This window comes from Burkholderia sp. HI2714 (assembly GCF_002223085.1).
In the GTDB taxonomy this organism is placed as follows: Bacteria; Pseudomonadota; Gammaproteobacteria; order Burkholderiales; family Burkholderiaceae; genus Burkholderia; species Burkholderia lata_D.
Genome location: NZ_NKFM01000066.1, coordinates 51,111 through 66,522, shown reverse-complemented (window position 1 = coordinate 66,522; position 15,412 = coordinate 51,111). Strand labels below are relative to the sequence as shown.

14 protein-coding genes are annotated in these 15,412 nt (G+C 71.3%); 8 read left to right on the top strand and 6 right to left on the bottom strand.

Annotated features, from left to right (window positions below; genetic code table 11):
* Positions 1 to 156 precede the first annotated feature (156 nt).
* From CFB82_RS36395 to CFB82_RS36375, 5 genes are all read left to right on the top strand, one after another.
* Positions 157 to 465 carry a hypothetical protein gene (locus CFB82_RS36395; RefSeq protein WP_069249489.1) on the top strand — a complete coding sequence of 103 codons (309 nt, stop codon included), beginning with the start codon at positions 157 to 159 and terminating at the stop codon, positions 463 to 465.
* A gap of 212 nt (positions 466 to 677) precedes the next feature.
* Positions 678 to 2,138 carry an RNA polymerase factor sigma-54 gene (locus tag CFB82_RS36390; RefSeq protein WP_089487191.1) on the top strand — a complete coding sequence of 487 codons (1,461 nt, stop codon included), beginning with the start codon at positions 678 to 680 and terminating at the stop codon, positions 2,136 to 2,138.
* A gap of 77 nt (positions 2,139 to 2,215) precedes the next feature.
* Positions 2,216 to 2,404, top strand: a complete 189-nt coding sequence (locus tag CFB82_RS36385) for a DUF3008 family protein (protein ID WP_089487249.1) — start codon at positions 2,216 to 2,218, stop codon at positions 2,402 to 2,404.
* A gap of 46 nt (positions 2,405 to 2,450) precedes the next feature.
* Complete coding sequence (locus CFB82_RS36380; protein WP_011349711.1) at positions 2,451 to 2,612, top strand: DUF1328 domain-containing protein; 162 nt, start codon at positions 2,451 to 2,453, stop codon at positions 2,610 to 2,612.
* Positions 2,609 to 2,995 carry a DUF3022 domain-containing protein gene (locus tag CFB82_RS36375; RefSeq protein ID WP_089449447.1) on the top strand — a complete coding sequence of 129 codons (387 nt, stop codon included), beginning with the start codon at positions 2,609 to 2,611 and terminating at the stop codon, positions 2,993 to 2,995. The genes CFB82_RS36380 and CFB82_RS36375 overlap by 4 nt, the downstream gene beginning before the upstream one ends.
* A gap of 153 nt (positions 2,996 to 3,148) precedes the next feature.
* Here CFB82_RS36375 and CFB82_RS36370 read toward each other — a convergent pair whose 3' ends face one another.
* Positions 3,149 to 4,468, bottom strand: a complete 1,320-nt coding sequence (locus CFB82_RS36370) for a cation:proton antiporter domain-containing protein (protein WP_089487190.1) — start codon at positions 4,466 to 4,468, stop codon at positions 3,149 to 3,151.
* 40 nt (positions 4,469 to 4,508) lie between these two features.
* Complete coding sequence (locus tag CFB82_RS36365; protein WP_069249493.1) at positions 4,509 to 4,865, bottom strand: DUF3175 domain-containing protein; 357 nt, start codon at positions 4,863 to 4,865, stop codon at positions 4,509 to 4,511.
* Positions 4,866 to 5,050: 185 nt separating this feature from the next.
* Between CFB82_RS36365 and CFB82_RS36360 the strand changes: the two genes are divergently transcribed.
* The 3 genes from CFB82_RS36360 (at position 5,051) to CFB82_RS36350 (ending at position 6,427) form a co-directional block, all read left to right on the top strand.
* Complete coding sequence (locus CFB82_RS36360; RefSeq protein WP_089487189.1) at positions 5,051 to 5,422, top strand: DUF3022 domain-containing protein; 372 nt, start codon at positions 5,051 to 5,053, stop codon at positions 5,420 to 5,422.
* Positions 5,423 to 5,629: 207 nt separating this feature from the next.
* Entirely contained in the window at positions 5,630 to 5,971 is a 342-nt protein-coding gene (locus CFB82_RS36355) for a DUF1488 domain-containing protein (RefSeq protein ID WP_089487188.1), read from the top strand.
* A gap of 228 nt (positions 5,972 to 6,199) precedes the next feature.
* The gene (locus tag CFB82_RS36350; RefSeq protein WP_089487187.1) at positions 6,200 to 6,427 is read left to right on the top strand and encodes a hypothetical protein; all 228 of its coding nucleotides are present in this window, start codon (positions 6,200 to 6,202) and stop codon (positions 6,425 to 6,427) included.
* Here CFB82_RS36350 and treY read toward each other — a convergent pair.
* From treY to glgX, 4 genes are read right to left on the bottom strand one after another with little or no spacing between them, the layout of a single operon-like run.
* Positions 6,414 to 9,188, bottom strand: coding sequence for a malto-oligosyltrehalose synthase (gene treY / locus CFB82_RS36345; RefSeq protein WP_089487186.1), 2,775 nt, complete (start codon positions 9,186 to 9,188; stop codon positions 6,414 to 6,416). The two genes, CFB82_RS36350 and treY, sit on opposite strands and share 14 nt — an antisense overlap.
* Positions 9,185 to 11,413, bottom strand: coding sequence for a 4-alpha-glucanotransferase (gene malQ / locus CFB82_RS36340; protein WP_089487185.1), 2,229 nt, complete (start codon positions 11,411 to 11,413; stop codon positions 9,185 to 9,187). Before malQ ends, treY begins: the two co-directional genes overlap by 4 nt.
* The gene (treZ, locus tag CFB82_RS36335; protein WP_089487184.1) at positions 11,410 to 13,281 is read right to left on the bottom strand and encodes a malto-oligosyltrehalose trehalohydrolase; all 1,872 of its coding nucleotides are present in this window, start codon (positions 13,279 to 13,281) and stop codon (positions 11,410 to 11,412) included. The genes malQ and treZ overlap by 4 nt, the downstream gene beginning before the upstream one ends.
* Complete coding sequence (gene glgX, locus CFB82_RS36330) at positions 13,278 to 15,404, bottom strand: glycogen debranching protein GlgX (RefSeq protein ID WP_089487183.1); 2,127 nt, start codon at positions 15,402 to 15,404, stop codon at positions 13,278 to 13,280. The genes treZ and glgX overlap by 4 nt, the downstream gene beginning before the upstream one ends.
* Positions 15,405 to 15,412 lie beyond the last annotated feature (8 nt).

Here is a 15,412-nt window from a genome sequence, read left to right as displayed (position 1 = left end):
GCGCGGGCAGGCATCGCAGCGAACGACGGTGGTTCGAACGCCCGGCGCACCGCGGGACGATGTGCTCGACGCGTGAGCGGATGGCACGTGGATTGCGGATCTGCCGGCACCTGCCCAACCGATTCCGCGGCTGCCGCGGACTTCAGGAGGTGTTCAATGAAACGGATCCGCACGATACGCCCAGGCGCATGCCTGATGACCGTGGCGTGCGCGCTGGCCGCATGCACGCAACCTGCTCCCTACGGCGCGCGAGGCGCGCCGCCCGCGCCGCCCGGCGTCCACGCGCCGTCGCCGGGCACGACGATGCCCGATGCCAATACGCGTTACGAGACGCGGCCGTCGCCGGGCAACACGATGCCGCCGGGCGCGAATGCCGGCGACCCGGTCGACGTGCCGCCACCGGGCCCGAACGGCACGCCGGGTGACCCGCCGCTGCCGGGCACACCGCCGCCGACGCAGTACTGAAACATTCCAGGGCCGGCGCGTGGCGGGACGGTGCGCGAAATGCGTGCCCAAACTTGCCGACAGCTTGTAAAAAAGCGGCCCCGACGGTCTGCAGGACGGGGTGCGAACCCGCGTGACCCGCGACGCGGTGCGACCGGCCCGCCTGGCATGGAAGCTGCATTGATCCTGACCGAATACGAAACGAAACCCGTGAAACGTCAGGAGGACCATCGATGTCCGTCTCGCTTGCGCTGCAGATGCGACAGCATCTGGCACTTACGCCGAGGCTTCAGCAGTCGCTGCGGTTGCTGCAGTTGTCCTCGCTCGAATTTCAACAGGAATTGCGACAGGCGCTCGATCAGAACCCGTTCCTCGAGGATGGCCAAGGAGACGAGGAGGGTGCCACTGACGCGACCGGGCAGCCGGCCGAAGCCGCCGCGCCCGAAGCGGCACCCGAGCCCGACGACGCTCACCGGCAGGACGGCGAAGTCCCCGAAGTGCCCGAGGTGTCCGAAGTGTCTTTGACGGCCGCGCCCACGCCGCGCGGCACGAGCCGCCAGGGCGACGATGCGGGCGGCCAGTCGCCCGGCGAATGGCTGGCCGCGGAGCCGTCGCTGAATCAGCAGTTGCACGATGCATTGCGGCTCTATCCGTTGAACCGGCGTGACCGCGAAGCCGCGCGCGTCGTGATCGACGCGCTCGACGACGACGGCTACCTGCGCCAGGAACTGGCCGAACTGCTGGTCGCGGCCGACCCCGCGCTGCTGCTGTCGGAGCAGGATCTCGCGGTCGCGCTGCGGCTCGTGCAGATGCTCGACCGCCCGGGGCTGGCCGCGCGCTCGCTGTCCGAGTGTCTCGTCCTGCAACTCGACGCGATTCCGGCCGGCACGCCGGCGCTCGCGGAAGCGAAGGCAATCGCGCGCGAGCATCTCGAGCGTCTGGCACGCCGCGAGACGGCCGAGATCCAGCGGCGGATTGGCTGCGACGCGCCGACGCTGCAGGCGGCCTGCGCGCTGGTGCGCGGGCTCGACCCGCGCCCCGGCAATCATTACGGCAGCACGCGCGGCGACTACGTGGTGCCCGACGTGATCGTGCGCCAGGTGCGCGACGAGTGGATCGTGACGATCAACCCGGCCGTGCTGCCGCGCGCGCGGCTGCATGAACGTTATGCGACGCTGTTCGCGCAGTCGAGCGGCGAACGCGATTCGCCGCTCGGCCAGCAGCTGCAGGAAGCGCGCTGGCTGATCCGCAACGTGCAGAAGCGCTTCGAGACGATCCAGCGCGTCGGCGAATGCATCGTCGCGCGGCAGCGCGATTTCTTCCGCTACGGCGAGATCGCGATGAAGCCGCTCGTGCTGCGCGACATCGCCGAGGAACTCGACCTGCACGAATCGACCGTGTCGCGTGCGACGGGCAACAAGTACATGGCCACGCCGCACGGCACGTTCGAGTTCAAGCATTTCTTCCCGCGCAAGCTCGAGGCGGCCGGCAAGGGCGTGTGCTCGGCGGCGGCCGCGAAGGTGCTGATCCGCGACATGATCGCGTCCGAACGGCACACCGATCCGCTGTCCGACGTCACGCTTGCGCAGAACCTCGCGGGCCGCGGCATCCTGCTTGCGCGTCGCACGGTGACGAAGTATCGCCAGGCGATGAAGATTCCGCCGGCCGACCTGCGGCGCCGCGACGCCGCATGACGGTGGCCCGGGCGAGCCTGTCGCGGGCACGTGTCGACCGTCGCGTCGACGCGTGCGCCCACGACGGGCGCGCAACCCTGTCGGCTACGTCCCGGGCCCGGCAGCGTGCGGCGAGCGCCGCGCTGTCGGCCAGACGCGGCAACACGAAAATGCAGGACCTCATGCCGCCGGCGAAGCCGATGGCCAGGTCGATGAGCGAAAAGGAACGTGAAAAAATGGCGTCCACGCCGAGACGCGGCAACCCGGAGCACAAGCACGATGCGTGACCGGCGACGACGTATATTGACCACTGCTGCCATCCAGGAGGTATCCATGCTGCGATACGCCGTCATCTTCTTCATCATCGCGATCGTTGCGGCCGTGTTCGGCTTCGGCGGTATCGCGGCCGGCGCGGCCGAGATCGCGAAGATCCTGTTCTACATCTTCGTCGTGATCTTCCTCGTCACGCTACTGCTGGGCGTGGTGCGACGATGAGCGGCGCACTCCGCCGGTCGCAGCGCATCGAGGAACTCGAGCATGCGCTCGCGAACGGTTTCCCGTCGGAATCGACCGTCGTCGTGCATGCGGACGACGCGTCCGGGCGGCTGACGATCCAGGTGTCATGGGTGCGCGTGCCGTCCGACGAGGACGCGCGCGAATGGCGTTGCACGGTCGACCTGCGGTTCGATCCGGACGTGATCACGCGCTATGCATCGCTCGGCGCGGCCGACCGGCTGCGCGTGCGCACGGTTCTGTGCGACCGCGCGCGGCGCGCGGTGGACGAGCGCAAGCCGCGCGTCGAGGAGGAGGCGATCGAATGCAACGTCGCGCTCGACGTGACGCGCGCCGAACTCGACGCGGCGCTGCGCGCGCCCTGACGCCGCTGCTGCTCGCGGGGGGCGACGCGGCGATCCGCGTGGCCGCTGTATCCCGAGCGCGGCGAGCGCATGTCGATGCTTCCCTCACACCCCCCGGCGCCGGCGCCTGCGTGGCGACCCAATCGCGTGGCCGCGTGCATCGTCATGCACGCGTCAGCGCCGATGCTGCAGCCGGTGATACCAGTTCATCAGCGGCGTCGCGGTGATCCCGTGCGCGATCACGGATGCCGACACGACGGCCAGCACGGGGGCCACGAGCGGGCGCACCGTGCCGGAGGGCCCGTGTTCGAGCGCGAACAGCAGGTAGTAGAACGATCCGATGCCCCGGATGCCGAACCACGCCATCAGCCGTCGCTGCGCATGCGTCGCGCGCGAACCGGTGAGCGTGACCAGCACCGCAAGCGGGCGCACGGCGACGAACAGCACGACGACCAGCGCGGCCGCGCCCCACGTCAGCAGCGGGCCCGGCAGTTTCATGAGCACGCTGCCGATCATCGTCATCACGAGGGCTTCGGCGATCCGTTCGAGTTCGATCGTGAAGCCGAGCACCGATTCGGCCATGAACGCGTGCGCTTTTTTCGGATGCTTCTCGGTGGCGACGACGTCGGACGAATCGATCTTGCCGATCACGTCGCGTGGCGCGCGGTCGCCGCTCGCGCGGTGCTCGACCCGGCGCATCGCGACCCCGGCCGCGAACGTCGCGATGAACCCGAATGCATGCGCGTACTGCGCGGCGCCGAACGACAGCACGATCAGCGCGAGCGCGAAGAAGCCTTCGAGGCCGAGCGCCTGGGCGTGGCGCGTGCGCAGCCAGCCGATCGTCTTCGTCGTGATCCAGCCGAGGCCGCCGCCGATCGCGGCCCCACCGGCGATGCCCCACAGCGCGGTGAGCGCGAACGCGCCCGACAGCGGCGGCAGCCCGTGCGTCGTGCCGGGCGCGCCGCACAGCGCGAGCCCGGCCAGCGCGAACGGCAGTGCGATCCCGTCGTTCAGGCCGCCTTCGCCCGACAGCGCGAAGCGCACGAGATCGCGATCGCCCGGGTCGTGCACCTGCACGTCGTGCGCGAGCACCGGGTCGGTCGGCGCGAGGATCGCCGCGAGCAGCAGCGCGGGGCCCAGGTCGAGCCCGAGTACGAGCATCGCGCACGCGGCCAGCAGCGGTACCGTGAGGCCCATCGCGAGCAGGCCGAGGCGGCACGGCACGCGCCACAGCGGGTCGTTGAGCGGCACGCGCAGCCGCAGCCCGATCGCGAACAGCGAGACGAGCAGCGCGATCTCGACGATTTCACGCAGCAGCCGTGCGTCGCGTTCGAGATCGAGATCCAGCAGGCCGGCGCCGGCCGGGCCGAGCAAGACGCCGAGCACGAGATAGATCATCGCGCTGCTGACGGGCAGGTGGCGCAGCGCGGACGTCGCGACGCCCATGCCCATCAGCACCGCGCCGACGATCAGGTACCAGAGCGTCTCGTGCATGTGTGCCGTCGCGGCAGGCCGGTCACGTGGTCGCGCGCCGTCAGGGCTTGCGGCCGAACGCCTCGCGCAGCTTCCGCTTCGCGCGTTCGAGCGTCGTGCGGCGCGTTTTCGGCAGGTTGCGGCCCGCGCGGTTCACGTAGAAGTTCAGCATCGACATCGCCGACTGGAACGGCGACGCATGGCGGCGGCGGCTGTGTTCGGCCGAACGCTTCAGCGACGCGGCGATCGCGGCCGGGTCGTCGGACTTGAAGATGTCGGGTTCGATGTCGAGCGCATCGCTTTTTTGCGTGACCTCGGCGGACCAGCGCTTGCGGTGGTGCGGGTCGGTGCCGCGGGTGCGGCCCGGGCGCCGCGTCAGGCGCTTGCCATGCGCGTGGGTAGCGGTAGCGGAAGGCATTAAGTCGGCTCCATTGGGGTGACAGGGACGTAGTAACGGGGTTGGCGGCGCAAACCGCGTGCCGCGCGGCGTGCCTCATCCGTACGACGAACCCGTGCCGGGCGCGGCACGGGTGTTGCTCCAAAGGACAGGCTGGACATGCCATCCCGCCACCCCGCCATCACGCCATCACGCAGGAGGACATCATGGAATCGCATTCCCGGATCTGGCTGGAAAACGACGAGTTCGACAACGATGCCGATGGCGACATGATCGACGCCGACGATCTCGATACGACGGTCCATGTCGACGTCGCAACGGGCAGGATCGTGTTTCAGGCGGCGTGGGCGGAGGCGGCCGATCCGCCGCCGGAGACCGCGCGGCATTCGGTCGTGCTCGTGCTCGATTGCGACACGATGGAGCGCTATGCGGATCTCGACGAAAGCACGCGGATGCGCGTGCACGCGCTCCTGCACGCCACGGTGGAGGACCTGCTCGACCGCCTGCCCGACGAACACGTGACGTTGACGGTCGAGCTGACCGACGCGATGCTCGACGCCGCGCGCAGTCTGCAGTAGCCGCGCCGATCGGCTTTCCGATACTCGATTGGCGCGCGCGAACGGGGCGGCAGGCACGCCGCTTGCTGCGCGACTGGCATGGCGCGTCACGCGCCACCACGCGGACGGAGGGTCTCATGAGCAGCAGATTGGAGCATTGCAGGCTAGCCATTTTCGCGATCGGGGACGCGCCGGTCGATCGCCTCTCGGCGCGGGGCGCCTGAGATCATGGCCACCGATTCCGCACGCCGTGTGACGCTGGTCGACGAGCCGCCCGTGTTCGACGGGGCGGAGCTGCAGTTGTGTTTCGTCGTCGATGTCGATGGCGAGCCGCAAACCTGGGCCATCACGGTCGAAGCGCTGGAAGATCATTTCGGCGCACGCTCCGCGCTGGAGGCCGACTTGCGCGATGCGTTCGAACAGGGCCGCGCGCGCATCGAAGCCGCATGCGCCGACGTGCTGGGCGACAGCAACGACAACGGTAACGGCGGCATGGTGCTGCACAGCGGCTATTTCCGCGCGCCGGCCGGTCGTGCGCGAGCGGGCGTGTCCCGGTCTCGGCGATTCTGACCCCGGCTGGCTTTCCCGGTGCGTGCGTGCCGGTTTGCTTCCCGCGGTTTGCCTCCCGCATTACACACCGTTGAAAACTTTGCACCGCGCACGGGCCGCCGTGTGGTGCCACATCGCGCCGCGCGTATGCGGCACGGATGGCGGAGGCGCCATGCAAACCGGCATGGTCCGTGCATGCATTGCTGCTCGCCGGCGCGCATCTCGCGCAGCCGCCAACGGGGAACGAGCATGCTGACCGCACATGAATTCGCCACGCTGCTCCTGGTGCATCGCGCACCGGAGCAGATCCAGAACGACCGCGAGGATGTCTTTGCGCTGGTCGAACAGCACCTGATCGTGATGCAGCACGACGACGCGTCCGGCAAGCGCCGGCCTGCGTTGACGGCCGACGGACTGTCGGTCGTGCAGTGCGTGCAGCGCAACGACGCGAGCGAGCCCGACGTCACCGACGCGTGACGGGCGGATGCGCGGCGACGAGCACCGCGACGGGCAACGCGGCCAGGCAGCGGTCGAGCGGCAGCATGCGTCCCGGCACGTCGATCGCATCCCGCGCATTCAGCCCGTCCGTCCATGGCCCGTCGATATCGCGCGGCAGCACGACCGCCGTTTCGCCCCATTGCGCGGGTTCCACGCGCGGCACTTCCGGTGCTTCGCCGAGCAATCGGCCCGCGAGCCGCGTCGCGACCACCACCACGGTGGCCTCGTCGCTGCACCGTGCGAACGCCACCGCATGACGACCGAGCGGGCCGCGTACGCGCAGCGGCACGTATGCGCCGTTCGCGAACGTCACCGGCCATCGCGCGCGCAGCGCCAGCATGCGCTCGACCAGCGCCCGCTTCACGCGCGCATCGGGCCACGTCGCCAGATACGACGCGACCGGCTCGTCGACCCGCTCGGCCGCGAGCGCCGCGAACGGCACGTCACGGCGGTTGTCCGGATCGACGAGCGAGTGATCCCATGATTCAGATCCTTGATACAGGTCGGGCACGCCGGGCGATGCCATCCGCAGCACGGCCTGCGTCAGGCTGTTGACGACGCCGGCCGGCGCGATCCGCGCGACGAACGCATGCAGCCGATGGGCGAAGTCGCCTGGGCCACGCGGAGTCAGGATCGCGCGGACGAACGCTTCGCAATCGCGCTCGTAGCGCATATCGGGCGCGAGCCAGTCGGTGTGCCGCTTCGCCTCGCGCAGCGCTTTCGTCTGCCACTGCACGACGCGTTCGGTGAGCGCCGCGAGCCCCGCCGCGTCGTCGGGCGCGAGTCCAGGCGGCCAGCAGCCGACGAGCGTCTGGTACAGCATCGCCTCGGCCGCCGGCCCCGGCGCCCATGCGAGGTCGCGATGCGCGCTGCCGCGATTCGGCCGGTTGAGCGCGGACCAGTCGAGCGACACCGCGCGCCACGCGTCGGGTATTTCACTGAGCACGGCCAGCCGCGCCCGGGCATCCTCGCCGCGCTTGTGGTCGTGCGTGGCGGTGGCGACGAGCCCGTGCGGCACGGTGCGCGCGCGGCGCCGGTTGCGCGCATGGAACGCGCCGCGCGACAGGCTGAAGTCGCCCGCGTCGGCGCCGACCTCGTTGCGCGACAGCAGCCGGCCGTAACGATAGTGAGCCGTATCCTCGACGCCCTTCGCGGCCAGCGGCGCGGTGAGCTGCGCGAACGCGACGCGCGCCGCGTGCAGCGCGGCGGCGTCCGCGCGCGGCACGCGTGCGACCGGCAACCCGAGCCAGGTGGCGACGTGATCGAGTGCGAACCGGTCGGCAGGATCGATGGCCGCGACCGCACGTTCGTACGCCTGCGCGAGCACGCGACGATCGGCGTCGGCCGGTTCTTCGTCCTGCACCGGATACATCCGGTATACAGGCAACTGCACCGCGAGTTCCCCCAGTACGCGCCGAATCGCGATCCGGCTCACGTCGCGCGTAGTGGGTGCCGCACGCGCAACGCCGTGCAACGCCCGCGCGGCGCGCGCATGCTCGACGGCGAGCTGGCGCATCAGCACGCGCCGCTTGCCGTCGAGCGCCTCTTGCGCGAAGGTGCGCGACGAACCCGACACGTGCGCCCAGTGCGCGGCGAGCGGCGCGGCGCCGGCCGGATCGTGCAGCAGCGCGCCGACGTCGTTCATGAAGTCGTAGCCGGTCGTGCCGTCGACGGCCCAGTCGGCGCGCAGCGTTTCGCCGGGCGCGAGGATCTTCTCGACGACGATGTACGGCCGCGCGTCGCGTTGCGCGACAAGCCGCTGATGCAGCCGCCGGCAATACGCGCGCGGATCGGCGAGGCCGTCGACGTGATCGACGCGCAGGCCGTCGATGTAGCCGGCCGCATGAAGCCGCAGCGGCAGCGCATGGACGGCATCGAACACCGCATCGTCGTCGACGCGGACGGCCGCGAGCGTCGCGATGTCGAAGAAGCGCCGCCAGTTCAGTTCGTCGGCGGCCGTGCGCCACCACGCGAGCCGGTAGTGCTGGCGTTCGAGCAGCCAGTGCAGGCAGGCGCGCGAGCGCGCGCGGCGCGGATCGGCGCCGCGCAGCACCGCGTCGAGCGCATGCGGGCCGTGCGTGGCCGCGTGATCGCGCAGCGCCGCATGCGCGGCGGCGAGGCGCGTGCTGTCGCGCAGGGGCGCAGCGTCGAAGCGTTCGGCGAGCGCGTTCAGGTCCGCGCGATTCGCGATGCGCAGGAGGTCCGCGTAGGTGGCGGCGGCCACCGGCAGCCGTCGCCCGGGGCACGACACGAAGAAGCGTCCGGTGGCCGGATCGGCGTCGAGCGTGATGTCGCCGGCCGCGAGCGCTTCACCGTACGGCGAGCCGAGGCAGGGCAGCAGCACCTTGCCGTCGAGCGCCGCGTCCGGCGGATGCCAGTCGATGTCGAAGTGGTGCGCGTACGGGCTCGCGGGGCCCCATTCGAGCACGTCGTTCCACCAGCCGTTCGACGAACCGCCGACGCCCATGTGGTTCGGCACGATGTCGACGATCACGCCCAGCCCGTGCGCGCGCAGCGCTTCGACGAGCCGGACGAAACCGGCTTCGCCGCCGAGCTCGGGGTTGAGCGTGCCGTAATCGACGGTGTCGTAACCGTGTCGCGAACCGGGTTCGGCCGTCGCGACCGGCGACAGGTACAGGTGGCTCACGCCGAGCCGCGCGAAATAGCCGGCGTGCGCGGCCGCGTCGTCGAACGTGAAGCCCGCATGCAGCTGCAGTCGCAGCGTCGCGCGTGGCGTCATGGTCCGGGCTCCCGCGAACCGCGTGCGCGCACCACGGCCGCAATGCGGTCGCGCACGTCGGCGTCGAACAGCGTGTCGATCGCGCGTGGCAGGCGCTGCCGCCAGTTCGGATGTCCGCAGGGCGGCCCCGGCAGGTTCGGCTGCATGTCCAGCGCGAGCAGGTCCTCGAGCGGCAGGATCGCGAGCGGCGACGAGCTGCGCGCGACGTACGCGAGTATCGCGGCGACCGGCGGCGCATCAGCCGGCGGGGTGGCGTCACCGGCCGGCGCGCAGCCTGCGTGCTGTAGCGCGCGCCACAGCGCGGCGCGTTCGGCGGCGCGCGCGGCATGCGCGGCGACGACGTCGGGATCGACGGCGGGCGGCGGGGCGGCGGGGCCGGCTTCCGGGGGCGGCGGGGTGTCCGCAGCGTCGGGCGGGGCGGCTGCGCGGGGCACGATCGTGTGCCGATCATCCGCGCTGGCTTCATCCGGCGGTGCGGGCGGCGCTGCGTTGCGCGCCTCCGCGTCGCCGGACTGTTGTGCCGCCTCGGCCGCGATCCGCCGCCAGGCCAGATCGACCCCGCGCCACCAGCCGGCCACGGTCGGCAGATCGTGCGTCGACGTCATCGCGATCGCGTCGCGATCCCATGCCGACGGCGGCCGGAAGGCGCCGCCGGCGTCGCGCTCGAACCACAGCACGCGCATCCCGGCGATGCCCTGCGCGCCGAGCCGTTCGCGGAAGCCGGCCGGCACCGTGCCGAGATCCTCGCCGATCGCGAGCGCGCGATAACGGGCCGCCTCGAGCGCGACGAGCCGCACGAGATCGTCGACCGGATAGCGCAGGTAGGCGCCGTCGCGCGGCGAGCCGCCGTCCGGCACGATCCACATCCGCGCGAAGCCGAGCACGTGATCGATGCGGATGCCGCCCGCATGCGCGAACGCCGAGCGCAACAGTTCGACGAACGGCACGAAGCCTTCCGCCCGCAGCGCGGCGGGCGTCCAGGTCGTCACGCCCCACGCCTGGCCGGCCGCATTGAACAGGTCGGGCGGCGCCCCGAGCGACACCCCGCGCAGCAGCGTCGCGCCGTGCGTCCACGCGTCGCTGCCCGCGCGATCGGAGCCGACCGCGAGATCGGCGATCAGCCCGGTGGCCATGCCCGCGCCGCGCGCCGCGTGCTGCGCGTCGCCGAGCGCGCGCGACGCGCACCATTGCAGGTACGTGTGGAACGCGACCGTGTCGGCATGGGCGTGCGCGAACGCGTCGACTTCAGCCGATCCCGGCTCGCGCCACGGCGCCGGCCATTTCCGCCAGTCAACCCCCGCCCCATGCTCGAGGCAGAACGCCTGCAATGCGTCGAAGCGCGCATGCGCATCGAGTGCCGCACCGCCCGTCGCGCGAAACCGCTGGAATGCGTCACGCGACGGATCGTCGCTGGCGCGCCACGCGTCGAAGCACGCACGCAGGCGCCGCAGTTTCAGCGGCAGCACGTGCGGCCAGTCGATCAACGGTGCGTCGGCCGCGGCACCGGTAGCGTGAGGCACCGCAGCGGCACCCGGCACCGCGTCGCAGTCGAGATACGCGACGTTGTGCCAGCGCCGCGACGACGGCGAATACGGGCTGTCGTGCGCGGGCAGCGCCGGAAAGCCGGCGTGCGTCGGGCTGATCGCCACCGCCTGCGCGCCGTGCCGTGCCGCATGTGCGGCCAGCCGCGCCAGCGCGGTGTAGTCGCCCGCGCCGTCGTCGCCGGTGCGGCGCAGGCTGTAGAGCTGCGCCGCGATGCCCCAGCGGCCGCCCGCATCCGCCGCGCGCGGGTCGACCGGTTGCGGGCGCGGCGGCGCGATCGTGAGGCCGATGCGCTGGTCGCCGACGTCGAGCGCGTGATAGCCGGGGATCGCGAGCGGCGGCAGCGTGCCGTGTTCGCCTTCGCCGCCCACGCGCCCGTCCACATGCCCGCCCGCTTCGAGCGTGATCCGGAAGCGCGCGCCCGGCGCGGCGATCGCGGCCGGCAGGGTCAGCGGCAGGCCCGCGTCGCCGGTGACGATGCGCGGTGGCGCCGCGTTCGCGTCGGCGAGTGCGGCGGCGCTTTCCACCCGCTGGGTCGCCGTGCTGCACGGCCAGCCGAGCGCGTCGACCAGCGCGACGAGGGCTTCATCGTCCACCCGCCGCGCGATGCCGCCCGCATCGGTCCAGTCGGGTTCCAGGCCGGCCGCGCGCGCGAGTTCGGTGATCGACACGTCGGTCGTCATGATCGGCCCTGCCCATTCATGCGGTGCTGCCGCGCATCCTGGTTGACCTCGCCGTCGCGCCACGCGATGCACGCGCGGGGCGGCAGCCGCAGGTCGCGCAACCGGTCGCGCGCACGTGGCGGCGTCTCGAACACGATCTTGCCGACCGGCAGCGCGGGCAGCACCGCGTCGTACGAGCCGAGGTTCAACGCGATCGTCAGCGTGCTGCCGTCGCCGAGGCGCCAGCGCGCGGCGAGCGCCTGCGGGTCGCCGTCGCCCGGGAGCAGGTCGACGCCGAGTGCGCTGGCGCCGGGCAGGTTCGGCGTCACGAGCGCCGCGCGCACGGTCAGCGCGCTGCGGTAGAAGCGTCGCCATGCGTCGGTGTCGGGCGTGGTTTCGTCGCTGCTGCCGTGCAGCGTCGAACGCACGAACGTCGCGATGTCGTTCGGATCGGGAATCGCGTTGCGATGCGCGGCGTCGGCGAACGCCGGAAAGGCCGCGAATTCGCGGCGCCGGCCTTCGCGCACCGCGTCGGCGAGCAGGCCGCGATAGTCGGTGAAGAACTGGAACGGCTGCGTGCTGCCGTCTTCCTCGCCCATGAACAGCAGCGGGATCGACGGTGCGAGCAGCAGCAGCGCGGTCGCCGCGCGCACCGCGTCTTCGTTCGCGAGCGTGCGCAGCCGTTCGCCGAATGCGCGGTTACCGACCTGGTCGTGGTTCTGCAGGAATGCGACGAACGCGGTCGGCGGCAGGTGCGCGCTCGGTTCGCCGCGCGGGGCGCCGTCGTGCAGCGGCGACGGTTCGCCCTGGTACGCGAAGCCTTCGCCGAGCGTGCGCGCGAGATGGCGCAACGGCGCGTCGGCGTACGCGCGGTAGTAGCCGTCGCGCTCGCCGGTCAGCAGCACGTGCGCGCTGTTGTGGAAGTCGTCGTTCCATTGCGCGTCGAAACCGCCGGGCCCGAGCAGGCTCGCCGCGTTGCGCTCGTTCTCGAGCACGAGGTGAACGTGGCGCGTGTCGCCGGCGTACGCGCGCACGCGGCGCGCGAGTTCGCGCAACCATATGTCGTCGTCGATCGCGTGCGCGGCATCGATGCGCAGCCCGTCGAAACGGAATTCGTGGAGCCAGTACAGCGCGTTCTCGATGAAGAAAGCGCTCGTCTGCTCCCGCGAAAAGTCGATGGCCGGCCCCCACGCGGTCTGCCGGTCCGCGCGGAAGAACGCGGGCGCGTAGCGCGGCAGCAGGTTGCCTTCCGGGCCGAAGTGGTTGTAGACGACGTCGAGAAACATCTGCAACCCGAGCCCGTGCGCGGTATCGATCAGCGCCTTCAGTTCCTCGGGCCGCCCGTACGACGCATCGGGCGCGAACGGCAGCACGCCGTCGTAACCCCAGTTGCGCGCGCCGGGAAACGCATTGACGGGCATCAGCTCGACAGCGGTCACGCCGAGCGCGGCGATGTCCGGCAGCCGCCGCTCGACGCTCGCGTGGCCGCCGCATGCGCCGATGTGCAGCTCGTACAGGACGGTCTCGTGCCACGGGCGGCCGCGCCACGCGTCGTGGCGCCAGCGGTACGCAGCCGGATCGACGACCTGGCTCGGGCCTGCCACGCCGCCGGGCTGGAAGCGCGACGCGGGATCGGGCACCGCGAGATCGCCGTCGAGCCGGTAGCGATACAGCGTACCGGGGCCGCACGGCACGACGGCCTCGAACCAGCCATCGCCCACCGCGGTCATCGGGACGGTGGGGAGGTTTTCGCCTTCGATTTCGACGGCGGCCGTGCGGCTCGCGGGCGCCCACAGCCGGAAGCGCGTGCGGTCGACGTCGACGCAGGTCGCGCCGAACGACGCGTCGAACGCGTGCGAATCCGATGGACGGGCGGGGCGTGATCTCATGTCGGGTCTCCCGGAGACAGGTCGGGCGGCACGGCGGCCACCGCGATCGCGGCCGCGTGCGCGGCGACGTCGAGACCGCTGGCCGGCCACGGGCGCGGGCCGGCGTCCGGCGTGGCCGTGTCGACCAGCACGCGATAGTCGAGCACCGGCGCGGGCGGCGCGAACACGACCGTCTCGGACGACGCGTTCAGCATCACGAGCAGCGCCTCGGTGCGCCCGGTGCGGCCCGTGCCGACGCGGCGCATCGTCAGCGCGCGGCGCTCGTGGTCCTGCCACGCGGGCACGGTCATCGCGTCGCCGTGCTCGTCGAACCAGCCGAGCTCGGCCATGCCCGGCGCGGCCTCGCGGTCGCCCGACGGGTAGCGCGGCGCGGACATCACCGGATACATGCGCCGCAGCGCGGCGAGCCGCGACACGAAGCGCATCAGCGTCACCGCTTCGTCGCTGCGCGCCAGATCCCAGTCGAGCCACGACAGCTCGTTGTCCTGGCAGTACGCGTTGTTGTTGCCGTGCTGCGTGCGGCCGAACTCGTCGCCGGCCACCAGCATCGGCGTGCCGAGCGCGGTGAACAGCGTCGCGAGCATCGAGCGCGCGACGCGCGCGCGCACGGCGCGGATCGCCGCATCGTCGGTCGGCCCTTCGACACCCCAGTTCGCGGTGCAGTTGTCGTCGCGACCGTCGCGGTTGTCCTCGCCGTTCGCGTCGTTGTGTTTCTTCGAATACGACACCAGATCGGCGAGCGTAAAGCCGTCGTGCGCGGTGATGAAATTGACCGACGCCCACGTATGGCGCCGCTGGTGATTGAACAGGTCGGCCGACCCCGCGAGGCGTGCGGCGAGCTCCGGCCGCTGGCCCGGGTCGCCACGCCAGAAGCGCCGCACGGTGTCGCGAAAGCGGTCGTTCCATTCGGCGAAACCGGGCGGATGGCGGCCGAGCTGGTAGCCACCGGGGCCGAGGTCCCACGGCTCGGTGATCAGCTTGCGCTGCGAGAGCACCGGGTCCTGCCGCAGCGCGTCGAAAAAACCCGCGCCCGGATCGAAGCCGTGTTCCTCGCGACCGAGCGTCACGCCGAGGTCGAAACGGAAGCCGTCGATGTTGAACGCGGTGGCCCAGTAGCGCAGCGAATCCATCACCATCTGCACGACGCGCGGATGCGACAGGTTCAGCGTGTTGCCGCAGCCGGTCTCGTCGACATGAAAGCGGCGGTCGTCCGGCATCAGCCGGTAGTAGCTCGCGTTGTCGAGGCCGCGCCACGACAGCGTCGGGCCGAGCTCGTTGCCCTCGCACGTATGGTTGTAGACGACGTCGAGCACGACCTCGATGCCGGCCGCATGCAGCTGGCGGATCGCGATGCGCATCTCGTCGAGCCGCCGCGTCGCGAGATACGCGGGCTCCGGCGCGAAGAACGCGGCCGTGTCGTAGCCCCAGTAGTTGCGCAAGCCACGCTGCACCAGCGCGCGCTGCTGCAGGAACGCGTGGACAGGCAGCAGCTCGACCGTCGTCACGCCGATCGACAGCAGGTGATCGATGAACGCCGGATGCGCGAACGCCGCGAACGTGCCGCGCTCGGGCGGGCGCAACCCGGCACGCCGCATCGACGCGCCGCGCACGTGGGTCTCGTAGATCACCGTGTTGCGCCACGACACGCGCGGGCGCCGGTCGGTGCTCCAGTCGAACGCTTCGTCGACCACCACGCACTTCGGCATCGCGGGCGCCGAGTCGCGCCGGTCCATCGACAGGTCCGCGCGGTTCGAATGCAGGCGATAGCCGAACAGCGCGTCCGACCAGCGGAACTGGCCGACCAGCTTGCGCGCGTACGGGTCCAGCAGCAGCTTGGTCGGATTGAACCGATGGCCGTGCTGCGGCTGGTACGGGCCGTCCGCGCGAAACCCGTACACGGTGCCCGGATGCGCGTTGGGCAGGTAGCCGTGCCATATCTCGTCGGTGCATTCGGGCAGGTCGAGGCGCGCAAGCTCCTTGCGGCCGGTCGGATCGAACACGCACAGCTGGATGCGGTGCGCGTGCGCGGAAAACACCGCGAAGTTGGTCCCGAGGCCGTCCCAGGTCGCGCCGAGCGGATAGCTGCGGCCGGATTCGAGACGGGTGGGCAGGGCGGTCGGCATGGGGCGGA

What these genes read in the sequence shown, in the direction of transcription:
- CFB82_RS36395 (WP_069249489.1), top strand. Translation starts at nt 157, where the DNA reads ATGAAACGGATCCGCACGATACGCCCAGGCGCATGCCTGATGACCGTG.
- CFB82_RS36390 (WP_089487191.1), top strand. Translation starts at nt 678, where the DNA reads ATGTCCGTCTCGCTTGCGCTGCAGATGCGACAGCATCTGGCACTTACG.
- CFB82_RS36380 (WP_011349711.1), top strand. Translation starts at nt 2,451, where the DNA reads ATGCTGCGATACGCCGTCATCTTCTTCATCATCGCGATCGTTGCGGCC.
- CFB82_RS36375 (WP_089449447.1), top strand. Translation starts at nt 2,609, where the DNA reads ATGAGCGGCGCACTCCGCCGGTCGCAGCGCATCGAGGAACTCGAGCAT.
- CFB82_RS36370 (WP_089487190.1), bottom strand. Translation starts at nt 4,468, where the DNA reads ATGCACGAGACGCTCTGGTACCTGATCGTCGGCGCGGTGCTGATGGGC.
- CFB82_RS36365 (WP_069249493.1), bottom strand. Translation starts at nt 4,865, where the DNA reads ATGCCTTCCGCTACCGCTACCCACGCGCATGGCAAGCGCCTGACGCGG.
- CFB82_RS36360 (WP_089487189.1), top strand. Translation starts at nt 5,051, where the DNA reads ATGGAATCGCATTCCCGGATCTGGCTGGAAAACGACGAGTTCGACAAC.
- CFB82_RS36355 (WP_089487188.1), top strand. Translation starts at nt 5,630, where the DNA reads ATGGCCACCGATTCCGCACGCCGTGTGACGCTGGTCGACGAGCCGCCC.
- CFB82_RS36350 (WP_089487187.1), top strand. Translation starts at nt 6,200, where the DNA reads ATGCTGACCGCACATGAATTCGCCACGCTGCTCCTGGTGCATCGCGCA.
- treY (WP_089487186.1), bottom strand. Translation starts at nt 9,188, where the DNA reads ATGACGCCACGCGCGACGCTGCGACTGCAGCTGCATGCGGGCTTCACG.
- malQ (WP_089487185.1), bottom strand. Translation starts at nt 11,413, where the DNA reads ATGACGACCGACGTGTCGATCACCGAACTCGCGCGCGCGGCCGGCCTG.
- treZ (WP_089487184.1), bottom strand. Translation starts at nt 13,281, where the DNA reads ATGAGATCACGCCCCGCCCGTCCATCGGATTCGCACGCGTTCGACGCG.
- glgX (WP_089487183.1), bottom strand. Translation starts at nt 15,404, where the DNA reads ATGCCGACCGCCCTGCCCACCCGTCTCGAATCCGGCCGCAGCTATCCG.